This is a genomic window from Dyadobacter sp. CY356 (assembly GCF_021440195.1).
Lineage (GTDB): Bacteria > Bacteroidota > Bacteroidia > Cytophagales > Spirosomataceae > Dyadobacter.
In genome coordinates this window covers 594,015-607,451 of sequence record NZ_JAJTSZ010000001.1, presented here as the reverse complement: position 1 = coordinate 607,451, position 13,437 = coordinate 594,015, and the positions used below count along the sequence as shown (strand labels likewise).

The 13,437-nt window shown below is 38.8% G+C and carries 15 protein-coding genes and 1 tRNA gene; 10 read left to right on the top strand and 6 right to left on the bottom strand.

Annotated features, from left to right (window positions below; translation table 11 throughout):
• Nucleotides 1–180: 180 nt before the first annotated feature.
• Nucleotides 181–1,980, bottom strand: a complete 1,800-nt coding sequence (locus LXL81_RS02615; RefSeq protein ID WP_234645147.1) for a 7TM diverse intracellular signaling domain-containing protein — start codon at nt 1,978–1,980, stop codon at nt 181–183.
• A gap of 350 nt (nt 1,981–2,330) precedes the next feature.
• Between LXL81_RS02615 and LXL81_RS02610 the strand changes: the two genes are divergently transcribed.
• Nucleotides 2,331–3,191, top strand: coding sequence for a pseudouridylate synthase (locus LXL81_RS02610; protein ID WP_234645146.1), 861 nt, complete (start codon nt 2,331–2,333; stop codon nt 3,189–3,191).
• 90 nt (nt 3,192–3,281) lie between these two features.
• On the opposite strand, the gene LXL81_RS02605 is transcribed toward LXL81_RS02610, so the two are convergent.
• Nucleotides 3,282–3,713, bottom strand: a complete 432-nt coding sequence (locus LXL81_RS02605; protein WP_234645145.1) for an organic hydroperoxide resistance protein — start codon at nt 3,711–3,713, stop codon at nt 3,282–3,284.
• 324 nt (nt 3,714–4,037) lie between these two features.
• Here LXL81_RS02605 and LXL81_RS02600 point away from each other — a divergent pair, with 324 nt between their 5' ends.
• The 6 genes from LXL81_RS02600 to LXL81_RS02575 all read left to right on the top strand — a co-directional run bounded on the left by LXL81_RS02600 (nt 4,038) and on the right by LXL81_RS02575 (nt 8,457).
• The gene (locus LXL81_RS02600) at nt 4,038–4,997 is read left to right on the top strand and encodes a heme-binding domain-containing protein (RefSeq protein WP_234645144.1); all 960 of its coding nucleotides are present in this window, start codon (nt 4,038–4,040) and stop codon (nt 4,995–4,997) included.
• Between the two features lie 26 nt (nt 4,998–5,023).
• A complete protein-coding gene (locus tag LXL81_RS02595; RefSeq protein WP_234645143.1) occupies nt 5,024–5,821 on the top strand; it encodes a thioredoxin family protein in 798 nt (265 codons plus the stop codon).
• 12 nt (nt 5,822–5,833) lie between these two features.
• Entirely contained in the window at nt 5,834–6,289 is a 456-nt protein-coding gene (locus LXL81_RS02590; protein WP_234645142.1) for a hypothetical protein, read from the top strand.
• Between the two features lie 18 nt (nt 6,290–6,307).
• Nucleotides 6,308–7,327: a sensor histidine kinase gene (locus LXL81_RS02585; protein ID WP_234645141.1), complete on the top strand. Its 1,020-nt coding sequence runs from the start codon at nt 6,308–6,310 to the stop codon at nt 7,325–7,327.
• Entirely contained in the window at nt 7,308–8,075 is a 768-nt protein-coding gene (locus LXL81_RS02580; RefSeq protein ID WP_234645140.1) for a LytTR family DNA-binding domain-containing protein, read from the top strand. The genes LXL81_RS02585 and LXL81_RS02580 overlap by 20 nt, the downstream gene beginning before the upstream one ends.
• Nucleotides 8,076–8,169: 94 nt before the next feature.
• On the top strand, nt 8,170–8,457 hold the full coding sequence (locus LXL81_RS02575) for a hypothetical protein (RefSeq protein WP_234645139.1): 288 nt from the start codon (nt 8,170–8,172) through the stop codon (nt 8,455–8,457).
• A 33-nt stretch (nt 8,458–8,490) separates the two neighbouring features.
• Here LXL81_RS02575 and LXL81_RS02570 read toward each other — a convergent pair whose 3' ends face one another.
• Both LXL81_RS02570 and LXL81_RS02565 read right to left on the bottom strand, forming a co-directional pair.
• A complete protein-coding gene (locus tag LXL81_RS02570) occupies nt 8,491–9,150 on the bottom strand; it encodes a DNA-3-methyladenine glycosylase (RefSeq protein ID WP_234645138.1) in 660 nt (219 codons plus the stop codon).
• Nucleotides 9,141–9,644: a methylated-DNA--[protein]-cysteine S-methyltransferase gene (locus tag LXL81_RS02565; protein ID WP_234645137.1), complete on the bottom strand. Its 504-nt coding sequence runs from the start codon at nt 9,642–9,644 to the stop codon at nt 9,141–9,143. Before LXL81_RS02565 ends, LXL81_RS02570 begins: the two co-directional genes overlap by 10 nt.
• Before the next feature lie 142 nt (nt 9,645–9,786).
• Between LXL81_RS02565 and LXL81_RS02560 the strand changes: the two genes are divergently transcribed.
• From LXL81_RS02560 to LXL81_RS02550, 3 genes are all read left to right on the top strand, one after another.
• Complete coding sequence (locus LXL81_RS02560) at nt 9,787–10,875, top strand: sensor histidine kinase (protein WP_234645136.1); 1,089 nt, start codon at nt 9,787–9,789, stop codon at nt 10,873–10,875.
• Nucleotides 10,872–11,624 carry a LytTR family DNA-binding domain-containing protein gene (locus LXL81_RS02555; RefSeq protein ID WP_234645135.1) on the top strand — a complete coding sequence of 251 codons (753 nt, stop codon included), beginning with the start codon at nt 10,872–10,874 and terminating at the stop codon, nt 11,622–11,624. Before LXL81_RS02560 ends, LXL81_RS02555 begins: the two co-directional genes overlap by 4 nt.
• Nucleotides 11,625–11,745: 121 nt before the next feature.
• Nucleotides 11,746–12,516 carry a hypothetical protein gene (locus LXL81_RS02550; RefSeq protein ID WP_234645134.1) on the top strand — a complete coding sequence of 257 codons (771 nt, stop codon included), beginning with the start codon at nt 11,746–11,748 and terminating at the stop codon, nt 12,514–12,516.
• Nucleotides 12,517–12,584: 68 nt separating this feature from the next.
• Here LXL81_RS02550 and LXL81_RS02545 read toward each other — a convergent pair whose 3' ends face one another.
• Nucleotides 12,585–13,097, bottom strand: coding sequence for a YkgJ family cysteine cluster protein (locus LXL81_RS02545; protein ID WP_234645133.1), 513 nt, complete (start codon nt 13,095–13,097; stop codon nt 12,585–12,587).
• A gap of 135 nt (nt 13,098–13,232) precedes the next feature.
• Nucleotides 13,233–13,306, bottom strand: a tRNA-Ala gene (locus tag LXL81_RS02540).
• Between the last annotated feature and the right edge of the window lie 131 nt (nt 13,307–13,437).

Sequence of the window (13,437 nt, the reverse complement as noted above, 5' to 3'; positions counted from 1 at the left end):
TTTTGCCATCATTAAACACATCTTTACTGGTGGGGGAGGGTTAAATTAATTTCTAAGCAAAACAATGTACAAAATGGTCTGTAACCAAAAATCGGGTGTAGACAAAGTGTGTACAACTGCAAAAAAATACCCATTTCCGGGTAAAAAATGGGTATGAACAGAATTTAAGATAGATGACTGCTATTTATTTGAGTGGTTGTCGTCCTGCAAATCATTCTCCTCAACGATCGACATTTTTTTGTATAACCTGGTCTTTGCACGGCGTACGCTGGCAGGATCAATATTCAGTAATGCCGCTATTTCTTTGGTGGAAAGATTGATATGAAAATACGCATACAGCCGTATTTCATTTTTAGTAAGAGAAGGATATTTCGCAAGCAGATTTTCAAAAAAATGAGGATGGACCTGCTCAAAATGCAACTTGAATTTTTTCCAGTCGCCGTCGAGATACAGATTGCTTTGAAGAATTGATTCGATGCTTTTCAGTCCCTGATGTTTGCTGTCCGGGTATAATTTATTCAGCTCCTGTATCTGTGTTTTCAGACTGGCAAGCAGCTCGTTTTTCTGGACCATATAAAGCGTCGTCGATGCCAGTTCCCGCTGATTAATTTCCAGACGTTCTTCCAGTAATTCATTTCTGATTTTTTCATTGATGATATCGGCATTAATTTTTTGATTTTCCAGTTCGATCAGCCTTTGCCGTAACCCAATTTCCTTCAGATCAAATTCAAGCTGCCTCGCTTCCATTTCTTTTACTTTAAGTTCTTTCTGAATGGACTTTGTACGTGTTACCAAAGCAATCGAAAATACAAGTGCCTGCGAGATGATAGAAAAATCCGGCATCAATGAAGCACTTGTGTCGTTATAAGTGATAAAAACGTGATAAATAGTGGTACAAAGCATAAAAACGAAAGGCAGAAAGTTAGCCACTAAAAACGGAGCGGCGGCTGGTAACTTCCGAAGGTAACCAATTACGCAGGTGCAAAGCAGTATTGCAATCAGTAACAAAGCAAGAATATTGTGATACAGTAAAGTATAATCTTCCAGATAGACCACAAAAATATTGAAAAACACAAGCACAATCGTTACTGAAACATAAACATTTAACCCAATCCGGAGCGCGAGATCCATTACCGGCAGCTTTTTCTTTGTGTTGAGAAAAGATTGTGTCAATCGCACAATACCGTACATGACTAATAGTATTCCACCATGCATCAATAGCCTCGACAGATCAAAGGAATGAAGAGTACCTTGCGGGGTGACAGCAGAAGTAAAAACTGTATTTGGCAGAAGGATATAATAAAACCTCTTGTAAGCGGTGATGTAAAACATTCCACCCAACTGAGCAATGAGATAGTACAGGACAGTCTTATCCCGGATACTGATGTAGATATATAAATTATTCAGAAAAAACAGGAATAATACTGTCAGGGATGTAATCCAGGAAAGCCAGATAATCTGCTCCTTTTTATAGGTATGATCAGATTTTTCAATTTTAACTACTGGCTGAAATGACTGATTCAAATCGCGCAATATGCCTGCAAAAACCTTGATATATATTATGTTTTCAGTTCGCCCCTGTAAAATACAGGCTAACTCATTAAGGTTACGCTTACCACTATACGGAGTTAAGATGCCATTTTGATACGCTACCCACTTCTGGGTATTTTCATTAAAATAATATAAAACGTTATTCTGGTATAGATTGAGTGAAATGTTATAGGAATCGGCGTAGAAGGAAGGATTTTTAATGCGGATTTTCAACCAGTAATAAGTGGCCTTTTCTTTCCCTATTGAATGATGATCAACAAAATTCAGGGCGGTGTCAGATAATATTTTTTCAAAAGTATAACCGCGATCGGGAAGGACGGCGTACTGATTAATGGTAGCAATGGAGCTATCCGTCAGAGTGTAAACAGGTTGTGCAAACGAAGCAACCGGCAAAATTAAAATGATCAGGAAAACAAAAATCTTATTCAATGCCCGGATTTACATTTTTTTGAAAAGGTACAAAATAAACTTAGAAAGTTACATATTTCACAAATTCAGGTCACTTTTCGCCATCGGAAAGGCAGGCAAGCAACCCGGGATCAATGTTTTCCGTATCTGATAATAGAAACTTATCTCTCCTTTCAAAATCAGGCTTAAACGTTTTGCCATTCAGTATTTGTCAAAAATTTAAATAATATATCATGAAAAGTTCAACGGTAGCGACAATCCTTTATTTGATCGTGACGGTATTAATATTAGGTTTCTAAAATTACATCCCGGATCATAAACAGAATTTCATTTATTCATTTGCTATTTCCCAGGTCAAAAGTTATTGAATATTGTTAATTTCGCATGCTTTTTCCATACACTGGTATAATATCGAATTTTACAATCAACTTTTGACACAGCCTCTTTCTTTCGCAGATACGATTTTCAGCCGTTTAGATGAATCACTGGTTGTGTATGACTTACCTGCCAAATTTACCTTTCCTTTTGATTACGAGCCACATCCGCTTGCTCTGCTTGCTGTTGAAAAACTGCAATCGCACCTGGAAAATCAGGAAGAATGGGATCATAATTTCGGATTAAAAGCTGATCAGGAAGGTGCGGTGGTAGGGAAAATGTTTGGTGTTTTGGTAGTAAAAACTGAGTACGATGAAATTGGCTATTTATCAGCTTTCTCCGGAAAACTGGCTGGTGGAAATCATCATAGTAAATTTGTCCCGCCCATTTTTGACGGCATGGCAGACGGAGGATTTCTGAACGCAGGGATGGAAAAACTTTCGCTTATCAATCATCAGATTAAGGTTCTCGAAGATCAGCTATCCGAAAACCAGGAAAAAGTTGAATACCTGAAAGCAAACCGGAAAGCGCATTCGATATCCCTGCAACAAGAGATTTTTGACCAGTACAATTTCCTGAATCAGAATGGTGAGGAGAAAAGTCTATGCGATATATTTGAAGATGCGTCGTATAGAAATCCGCCAGCGGGAGCCGGTGAATGTGCAGCTCCGAAGTTACTCCAATATGCATTTCAGCAAAACATGCAGCCTATTGCCATGGCAGAATTCTGGTGGGGATTATCTCCAAAATCTGATTACTGGCAACACGGGCATTTTTATCCGGCCTGCCATGAAAAATGTAAGCCTATTCTGGAACATATGCTGGCTGGAATTGAAATGGATGAAAAACCAATATAGATCAAAAATGCGGCCATTCTCAGAAAGAATAGCCGCAAATGCTACGTTTATTACTATAAATATCTTTTAGAAATCTTTGTCTTTCGAAACCTAAACAAGGCTTATTACCACATCAATATTACCTCGTGTAGCTTTTGAATACGGACAAGTCTGATGTGCTTCATCTACAATGGTTTGCGCTAATTCCTTATCAACGCCCGGCAAGCTTACATTTAAACGGGCCTGAAGAAAATAACCTCCCTGACCAGTTCCCAGATCAATTTCAGTATCGATTGCAGTATCAACTGGCAGTGTTATTTTTAATTTACCAGCCGCCAGGCCCATTGCACCAAGAAAACAGGCAGACCAGCCTGCCGCCAAAAGCTGTTCAGGATTGGTTCCTTTGCCAGACGTACCAGACGAGGAAAGTTTGATTTCCAGTCGCTTATCCGAACTTTGAGAAGCACCGTCACGGCCGCCGGTTGTATGTGTTTTTCCGGTATAGATTACTTTTTCGATTTGATCAATTGTGTTCGTTTCCATTTCTATTGTCGTTTTAGGTTTTAATTATTATGTCAAAATTAGCTTCGCTCCTCTCTTTTGGAAATCAGAAAATAGCCGGATTGGACTAAGTTGAAATTGAGCTGGTCATTGTAACAGCTGAGTAAGACAACGTAGATAAATGGCATTTTAAGGATACATAGATTGCCCGGGATATCCTTTCATAAAATTGAAATCAGCATCTATACTGTTTCAAAATCCCGGGTATCAACCTGTCCACTTCAACCGCTTATTGGCCTATTTGAGCCGTTTTTAAATTCCCCATTTATATGCTAAATTTTACCTTCGGAGAAAAAATAAAAAGACATGAACATCTCAAAACAAAACAGTTATAAAAGAAAGGCAGTTGTTTTGCTTGGCATTCTGTTTGCCGGTTTTATCGGCCTTCAGGCAACAAGTCCTGAAATATCAGAAGGGCCGGTAACCGGAGATTTCAAAGGTCCGGAAGAAGTGAAGAATATCTTCAAACGGTCGTGTTATGATTGTCATTCCAATGAAACCAATCTTTTGTGGTATGACAAAATCGCTCCGTTTTCCCACCTCGTTGCTGCGGATGTGAATGAAGCCAGAAAGCGATTTAACTTCTCCGAATGGGATAGTATTCCAAAAGCGGATCAGGAAGTAAAATTGTGGTATATGGTCAATATGATTGATGCAAAGAAAATGCCGCTGCCCGCTTACACAGCCATTCATACTGGCGCGAAGGTATCAAATGAAGAGCTGACAATTTTGAAAAACTATGTGATCAAACTTTCAGCAAAAAACCATGAAACCGGAGATACTGCTAAAATCAAAAAGCCGGAAACACGCACGGAAAGTGACCCTTTAAAATCACATAATTTCCCTGAATCCGTTAATGGTATCAAGTACTTTGACGATTATAAAAACTGGAAGATGATCAGTTCCACCAGTCGGTTCGATAACGGGACAATGCGGATGATCTATGGAAACGACATTGCTGTGAAAGCAATAAAAGAAGACAAAATCAAACCATGGCCTAATGGAGCCATTATTGTGAAAGTGGTTTGGAACAGCCAGCACGAAGACAAAGATGGAAATGTCAGCCCTGGAAATTTCAATAATGTGCAGATCATGATAAGGGACGATAAGAAATTTAAGGATACCGAAGGCTGGGGATTTGCCCGGTTTGGCGGACTGAATCTGGAACCGTATGGGAAAACCGTTTCCTTCGCAACTTCCTGCATCAATTGCCATCGTCTGGTTCCCGAAAATGGGTTCGTATTTGATATTCCTACTAAAAATTAATCATTCAAACATTAAGATTAAAGATTATGAAAACGCCGGTAAAATTCTTCGTTGCCACAGGCCTTGCCATTGCAGCCATTATATTCTCTTCCTTTATTCAATTCAAAAATAAATCTGAAATAAAAGCAGTCAGCACTGATCCTTCCAATACCAAAGGCTTTGCTGTGGTTGAGCTTTTCACATCGCAAGGCTGTTCAAGTTGTCCGCCGGCTGAGGATCTGGTTGCAAAACTGGAAAACGAAAGTGCAGGAAAACCGGTTTACATACTTGCTTTTCACGTTGATTACTGGAATCACCAGGGCTGGAAGGATGTTTTTAGCGATCATGATTTTACCAAAAGACAATACCAATATGCAAGCTGGCTAAAAACGGAATCGGTCTACACACCTCAGATCGTCGTGAACGGGAAACGTGAGTTTATCGGTTCACAGGAAGCTACTTTAAATGACGCAATTTCAACGAGCTTAAACAAATCCGTTGCCGCCAGCCTCTCTTTGGAAGCGACTTTAAATCAGAACAAAATCATTTTACAATATTTGGCCAAAGGAGCCGGAGCTAATAGTGACCTGCAACTGGCTTTAATACAAAAACTGGCACAGACGACTGTAAAACGTGGTGAAAATGCAGGACGGATTCTGTCTCATGTACAGATTGTCCGCCAGATCAAAAGTGAGGCAATCAATTCGGCAGGAAGCGGTCGTGCAGAAATTTTACTTCCTGCGGGTTTCGATGCAAAATCATGGGAAGTTATCGGTTTTATACAGAATAAGAATACCGGAGAAATTCTGGCCGCTAATCAACCCGATTTAAAACTTACTATTTAAAACAATATTCCAATGAAAATCACGACCCTGTCATTTGTCATATCTTGCCTGATCTTTTCGGCATGCAACAATTCCCCAAAACCAATATTGGCGCCTGAGTATATTTTGGAAAATCCTGATATGCATCCGATTACCTCGGTATTCAATAAAAAAAACGGCACTACATCAACGCTATACGGTAATGATTTAGTGCTGAAAGCGGCACGTAATGAAAACAAAAGCCACAATGCCGGAGAAGTTTTCACCTTGATAACTTCTGAACTTAAACCAAATCCTTACTGGTTTGGGGGAAACATAAACGGAGCCGTAAAGTATACCGAAACCGTAAAAGTACTGGCCGACGAAAATGGAACACGGGTAGTATACGAAGCAAAAAATAATGGCAGCGATGTTATGAAAAAAGTTGGAGCAGATAAACAGGCACGTATAAATTTTATCTTTGACCAGAAAGCCGCCGTTTTCCCCTAAGTTTATAAAACCCGTTTCATGAAGAAAAAAACTTTCAAGGTTTCTGCCGTTATCATTTGGCTTAGTTCACTTTCACTGGGCATATTGGTGATGGTACCTAAGATTGCGGAACAACATTTTAAAATCCCCGCAACACTTGCTGACGGGCTGGTAACCGCTTTGTTCACATTATATGTCTGGTATTTCAATATCTACTCACTTCCAAAATTTTCAAAATTCAATGCCGCAACCGGTCTTTCCTATCCGTTACTGGCCCGTAGTATCATCATTGGTTGTGTGATTATGTTTTTATTGGTTTCTGCCTGGCAGTTACTGATACCTTCCCCCGAGTTTGGCCCGGTGATGCTGATGCTGGAAGTCCGGGGGATTCTGATCAACCTGACTTTTCATATGCTCTTAAACCTGCTTTATCAAACATATCAAAATCAGCAGGTAATTTTAGAACTGGAACGGACCAAAGCGGATAATCTGGGCGCGCAATATGAATTGCTTAAACAGCAGATCAATCCGCATTTCTTGTTCAACAGCCTGAATACACTAAAATCCATGGTGGAACTTCAAGACAAGAATAGTGTGGATTTTATTTTAAAACTCTCTGATTTTTATCGGTTTACGCTGGAAAACAGAAAAATGGATGTGATTCCTTTAAGCGAAGAAATTGAAATACTGGACGCCTATATGTTTCTTCTCAAAGCCAGATTTGAAGAAGGTATCAGCATCGAATATAAGATTGAAGCCAGCCATTATAACACCTGGATTCCGCCCTTCACATTGCAGTTACTGGTTGAAAATTGTATCAAACATAATGTCGTCTCACTGGATTATCCGTTGGATATTGTGCTGTACTCGCAGGATGGAAAGCTGGTGGTGGAAAATAAAATGCAATTGAAGAAAAATCCGGGACGTTCAACCTCATTGGGTCTTGATAACATTAACCAGCGTTACCTGCATCTTTTGGATAAAAAAATTGATATAGAGACGACTACCGAATTTTTTAGGGTCAAACTTCCCTTAATTTATGAATATATTAATCATTGAAGATGAGATAAAAACGGCCAGATCACTGGCACAGATTATCACTTCCATACGGCCCGAAGCCAGGATCGTTGCCACCATTCAAAGTGTTGAAAAAGCGGTTTTATACCTGTCCGAAAATCCGCAGCCGGATCTTATTTTTATGGATATCCAGCTATCAGACGGGTTGTGTTTCCAGATCTTCGAATTAGTAAAAGTGGTGCCACCTGTCATTTTTTGCACAGCTTACGACAATTATGCTATTGAAGCTTTTAAAGCTAATGGTATTGATTATCTGCTTAAACCATTTAAAAAAGAGCATATTGAATCCGCACTGGACAAACTTAGCAAGCTGAGATCCTATTTTTCTGCTGAAAAACCGCTGGTTCCGGATCTGGAACTGCTGCTAAAAAAACTGGGAGAACCGGATGGAAAAAAGAGTTTCCTGGTCTTCAACAAAAACAAATATCTGACAGTTAAAACAGAAAGTATTGCGTTTTTTTATATTCACAATGAATCAACCTGTATCGTTACATTTGATCAGCACGAATATGCAATTGCTCAACCTTTGGAAGAAGTTCAGAGTATTGTCCCGACTTCTCAGTTTTACAGGTTAAACAGACAATATCTTATTAATTTTGATGCTGTGAAACAGGTTGAACATTACTTTTCCCGCAAACTTTTTGTCAAACTAACCGTCCCGACTCCTGAAAAATTATTGATCGGCAAAGAGAAAGTCAGCAGCTTTCTGAACTGGCTGGAAAACCGGTGATTATTTTTTATGATCTTTGCAACAGGTTTTAAACCGTTCCGTTTTTCAATTTGTTTTCTAAAAACATAATAACCCACGGAACAAATTCAAAATCATGTCTGAACTACAACTTACCGGCCTGCAACGGAGAGCGGAAAAATTCATCAACAAGCAAATAACCTATGCAATCATGCCAGGCGAATTTGTGCGGGGTAATTTTATCGGTTATGATAAAGAATCCATTGATCGTGCGGTGATTCAACTTTCGAACGCGGCCGACAGAATTACAATTCCGCTGATGTATGTCGTAAATTATTTCGAGGAACAGGATGATTTAAAAAAGGACGATACCAGCAATGTTGGTTATGAAAAACGACCTCCTTACAAACCTCATAAAAAATAGATTTCGGATCAAAATCACTTAAATATAGCCTTCTCAACTTCTGAAAGGAGATGATAGATAATGATGCCATAAAATCATAGTGGCCACAGTACGATATGGTTTCCATGTAACAGCAATATCCGGCAGATTTTCACGAGGCGTTTCTTTCGGCAGTTTTTTCACTCTTTTTAAAGCATTTACAGCCGCCAGATCACCAATCGGAAAGATGTCTGCTCGTTGTAAAACAAACATTAGATAAATATCAGTTGTCCAGTTACCGATTCCTTTCAGCGCAGTTAGCTGGCTCCGCACTGCATCACTGGGCAAACTTTCCAAAACGTCCAGATCCAGTCTTTTTTCAGCCAGAGCCAAAGCGAGATTTCTTAAATAAATTGTTTTCTGGCGACTTACATAACATGATTTTAAAGCTTCGTCGCTTAGTTTAAGAATATTTTCCGGGGTTAATTCAAGCGTTTTTTCCTGCAACTTTTTCAAAGCTGCAAGGGCCGAAGCGAGAGAAACCTGCTGTTCCAGAATGATATGTACCAAGGTTTCGTAAGTATTTGGCCTTGTCCACATCGGCGGATACCCGTGCTCCCTGATGATCGCTGCCAGATCACTATCCATATCCCCAAGTTTATCACAAATCGCATGAAAATTGTCTGATGAAAATGTTTCAAACGTCGAATCATTATCCGGCCTTTCTATTCCCATATTGAAGTTTGCCTGAAAGTTTTTTCAATGTCTAAAAGAATTGTTTTGTTGGCAATTCCTCCTCCAAATCCAACCAGTTTTCCTGTCGCGCCGATGACCCTGTGGCAGGGAGCGATGATGGGAATCGGATTTTTATTTGCTGCTCCGCCAACCGCGCGCACGGCATCGGGATTACCAATCTGTCTTGCAATCTGCCCATAAGTTCGTGTCTCGCCAAACGGAATGGTCAGCAAGGCTTCCCAGACCTGCTTCTGAAATGCTGTGCCTATAAAATCAAGTTTGATCGAAAATATTTTCCGTTCTCTGGCAAAATATTCATTGAGCTGCTTTTCAGTTTCTATAAGTATCGGATGATGGATAGCTTCCAAACCAAAACCAATTCCGGTCCTTTCAATATTGTCTTTTTCCCATAAAACCGCAGAAAGGCCATGTTCACTGGCTACCAGTGTCAATTTCCCGACTAATGATTCTATTGTTTTAAAATAATATTCCATCGGTTTACCTTCTGATAAAAATCAGATCTTTAATTATACTCATGATTTTATAAAGCTATACTGGTAATTTTGAAGCTGTAATATCAAAAAAATTATTCACTTCATTTCTTTTGTTTTATATTGATCCGACTTTCAGATTAATATGTGGCGTACAGTTTTTGACAAAAAATGGTTACTGGGTTTTGCCCTGGCCATTGTTTACATTCCGCTCAGAACATTCATCAATGTTCAGCACAATGTCTGGTATACCATTCTTACAAAGCTGCCACTTTTCCTGATTGAAATTCTGGTTAGTACCATTTTTTTCACCAGCTGGATCTTTATCATTGACTGGGGATTAAAAAAACTTGCACGATTTACGGGCACTGATAAATCTTCCGAGTTTCAACTTTCCAATCAACTCATAACCCTGGTACCTGCTGTTCTGCTGGCGATTACTTTCAACTGGGTGCTTATTTTCACCTGGGGATTTATGGAAAGTTTCTGGGACCATATACCTATGACATTTTCGCACGATCCAAAACATGTTGCTGCATTGGGCAACCGGTATAAGGGCAATCAGGCACTGACAATACTGGCTTTAATTTCGGCTTATTATTTATGTGTCAGTAATCAGGTGCAGGAGAATTTACAAAAAGTGCTCCTGGATTCACAAAATCTTGAAAAGGAAAATATCAATGCCCGGTTTCTGGCTCTGAAAAATCAGATCAGCCCACACTTTCTTTTTAATAATTTAAGTGTCCTGGCTTCGCTTGTAGAATCTCAACCAGATATGTCAGGTGAATTTATTAACAACCTATCTACGGCTTATCGTTACATTTTGCAGCAGTCGGAATTGCGACAGATTAGTCTGAAAGATGAAATGAATTTTCTGGAAACCTATACTTTTTTGTTGAGAACACGGTTTAAAGAAAAGGTGGTTATCGAATCGAATTTATCTGATCAGGATATGGAAACTTATTCGCTGATCCCGCTTACGTTACAGCTTTTAATTGAAAACGCGATCAAGCATAATACGATGTCGTTAACCAATCCACTTCATGTTTTGATTTATATTGAAGAAGAAATGCTCGTTGTCAGTAATCCTCTGCAAATAAGAAAACTGAGCGAACCGACTACACAATTGGGCCTGAAAAACATCATCAACCGATATAACCTTCTTTTGAACAAACAGGTGATTATTGAAAAAACGATGGAGCATTTTGTTGTAAAAATTCCTTTGATCGTATGAAAATACTAATCGTTGAAGATGAGGAATTAAGTGCCGAACGCTTGCATAAGCTAATTCTGACCATTGATCCGTCCATTCACTTGCTGGGTATATTTCCCTCTGTTTTACAAACCATTGCTTATCTTGAAAACGAAGCATCCGTAAAACCGGACCTTATTTTTCTGGATATCCATCTTGAAGATGGTGACGGTTTCAAAATTATTGAAACACTGAATTTAATGACTCCCATTATTTTCACCACCGCTTTTGACGAATATATGCTCAAAGCTTTTAAGACCAATAGCATTGATTATCTTTTAAAGCCTGTTAATCCATTGGAGTTACAGGCATCGCTGTCGAAATTCAAAAAATTGTCGGAAGTGTCTGAAAATAAAAGGAAGAATATTGACAATGACCCGGAAGTTCAAACTTATAAGGACAGGTTTTTATGCTCGGCCGGTTCGCGTTTTTACACTTTCAAAACAACCGAAATTGCATATTTTGTAATAGAGCAGAGGGCAACCTTTTTACGGTTATTTGACGGCCGTCATTTTGCGGTTGAATATAGCCTCGACCGGTTATCACAAATCATTGATCCGGCAATATTCTTCCGGATAAACCGGAACATGCTGATCTGTTTCAACTCGATTGAAAACATACATATGATTTCGGCAGGAAAAATAAAGCTGGATCTGGATCCGGCCTATTCCAAAGAAATATTCGTAAGTACGGACCGCATCACAGAGTTCAAAATCTGGCTAGGAAAATAATCAGACTGGTTATTCTGCAAGGAAAAATCGGGTTTCAAGCATAGAAAAACGGCTTTCAGAAATTTCTATTTTTAAGCCATATGTTAATTTACAAACTTGGCTGAAACAGATCGTCAACCCGATGCCAGCTATTCAATTTAAAGCCCATAAAAGATTTCATCTGCTTCAGAGTAAAACGCGGATTTGGGAATCCTGCAGAGAACAACTGGAACATTACAGGATAATATTCATTTTGTCGGGACACGGTAAATTTATCCTGGACGGCGAAATATATTGCTATTTTCCAAAAGGAATTATTTTTTTAAAACCGGGACAACAGCCTGTTTTCCAGGAAGACAAAGAAACAGAAATATTTGTAATTGCTTTTGACACCTATCTGGAGGAGGATTTTCAAAAGAAAAAACTGTTCAGTCCGGATTTTGCGGATACTTACAAACAAGCAGAAAACCTGTGTAACAGTTTTGTTTTGACGCAGGGAAGACCAATTCCAAATGAACGGGAAGGAAAAACAATTACCTATCTGATCGTTCAAATCCTATTTGAACTCGGTCAACAACCTGCTTCTCATCTTAAAATGATCAGGGGCAGTATCGAAATGATTGTGACTGTTTTGGCAAGAAACAATTACAAAACCCAACTGGCAGAAAAGCACAATGAAATCGAGCTTACCGACTCAATCGTTGAATATATCAAAAGCGAATTACTACAAAAAAAGACAATCAGAATACCCAGTTTATTATTAAAATTTGATACCTCAGAGGAGATTTTAAACCTCTGCATCATGAACCGTACAGGTATGTCACTCCGGAATTTTATATTCAAATTCAAGTCTGATCTTTTTAAGGCTCAGATGCTGAAGGTTGATGTCGGGGAGTTGGTGGGATATTTGTGAGTTATAATTAAACTAAACTTACGTATATACAGATGTCTTTATTGAATTACAGTTTATGAGTAACTGAATTATAATACTTCTTTTCCTCTTTTAAAATATTTCGTTTCTATATCGTCAAAAATGAAAAAGACAAGAAATAGCATCCGGTAAGTGCCTATCTTTTCATCGTCATCAGCAGACTCTTCAAGCATATTTTTAAGGTCTCTGAAGTTCAAATGGCTTAATTCGGGAAAATTGGATGCCACTTTCAAAAGCTTGTCGCGATGTTCACGAAGTAAAAGAATTTGTTGCTCAACTTCCATAAACGTTTGTTCCCCAAGTTGATATCTTTTAATGGGATGACAAAAAAAGACAGAGCAAGTGGAGGGTCGTTGCTCATATATATTACAACAAGACGAAAATTGTGAGCACGGCAACTTAAAAAATAACTTTTCTTTTATTTCAAAGGTGAACAGCCCCAAATCATCAGCCATTTTCCTTTCATCCTCACTCCAAACGACTGCTTTATTAAATAGAGTACCGTCACAGCACATTCCGCAACCAACACATAAGTCGGAAATCTCATTTTTGCTGTCTGACATAAGAAATCAATTTGAATGATTACAATGATAGCATATTTCATTCCTAATCCAAATTGGCGGTTCTGATCTTCTAATAGTCGCCAACAACTTAAAAAAAAGTCACTTACAAATATCCGTAAGTGACTGATAATAACGTGGAGAATATGGGATTCGAACCCATGACCTCTTGCATGCCATGCAAGCACTCTAGCCAACTGAGCTAATCCCCCGTTCGGAGTGCAAAGATGTGTGAGAGAATCGGGATAACCAAAGTTTTATACCATTTTTGCATAATATAAAATCTTTGTCACAATAAGATCTTGGCTTTGAGCCTTTTAAAAAAAAGGAGGCTTATTTTTTA

Coding starts and splice junctions, on each gene's coding strand:
- LXL81_RS02605 (WP_234645145.1), bottom strand. CDS start 3,713: ATGGAAACGAACACAATTGATCAAATCGAAAAAGTAATCTATACCGGA.
- LXL81_RS02600 (WP_234645144.1), top strand. CDS start 4,038: ATGAACATCTCAAAACAAAACAGTTATAAAAGAAAGGCAGTTGTTTTG.
- LXL81_RS02595 (WP_234645143.1), top strand. CDS start 5,024: ATGAAAACGCCGGTAAAATTCTTCGTTGCCACAGGCCTTGCCATTGCA.
- LXL81_RS02590 (WP_234645142.1), top strand. CDS start 5,834: ATGAAAATCACGACCCTGTCATTTGTCATATCTTGCCTGATCTTTTCG.
- LXL81_RS02585 (WP_234645141.1), top strand. CDS start 6,308: ATGAAGAAAAAAACTTTCAAGGTTTCTGCCGTTATCATTTGGCTTAGT.
- LXL81_RS02580 (WP_234645140.1), top strand. CDS start 7,308: ATGAATATATTAATCATTGAAGATGAGATAAAAACGGCCAGATCACTG.
- LXL81_RS02575 (WP_234645139.1), top strand. CDS start 8,170: ATGTCTGAACTACAACTTACCGGCCTGCAACGGAGAGCGGAAAAATTC.
- LXL81_RS02570 (WP_234645138.1), bottom strand. CDS start 9,150: ATGGGAATAGAAAGGCCGGATAATGATTCGACGTTTGAAACATTTTCA.
- LXL81_RS02565 (WP_234645137.1), bottom strand. CDS start 9,644: ATGGAATATTATTTTAAAACAATAGAATCATTAGTCGGGAAATTGACA.
- LXL81_RS02560 (WP_234645136.1), top strand. CDS start 9,787: ATGTGGCGTACAGTTTTTGACAAAAAATGGTTACTGGGTTTTGCCCTG.
- LXL81_RS02555 (WP_234645135.1), top strand. CDS start 10,872: ATGAAAATACTAATCGTTGAAGATGAGGAATTAAGTGCCGAACGCTTG.
- LXL81_RS02550 (WP_234645134.1), top strand. CDS start 11,746: ATGCCAGCTATTCAATTTAAAGCCCATAAAAGATTTCATCTGCTTCAG.
- LXL81_RS02545 (WP_234645133.1), bottom strand. CDS start 13,097: ATGTCAGACAGCAAAAATGAGATTTCCGACTTATGTGTTGGTTGCGGA.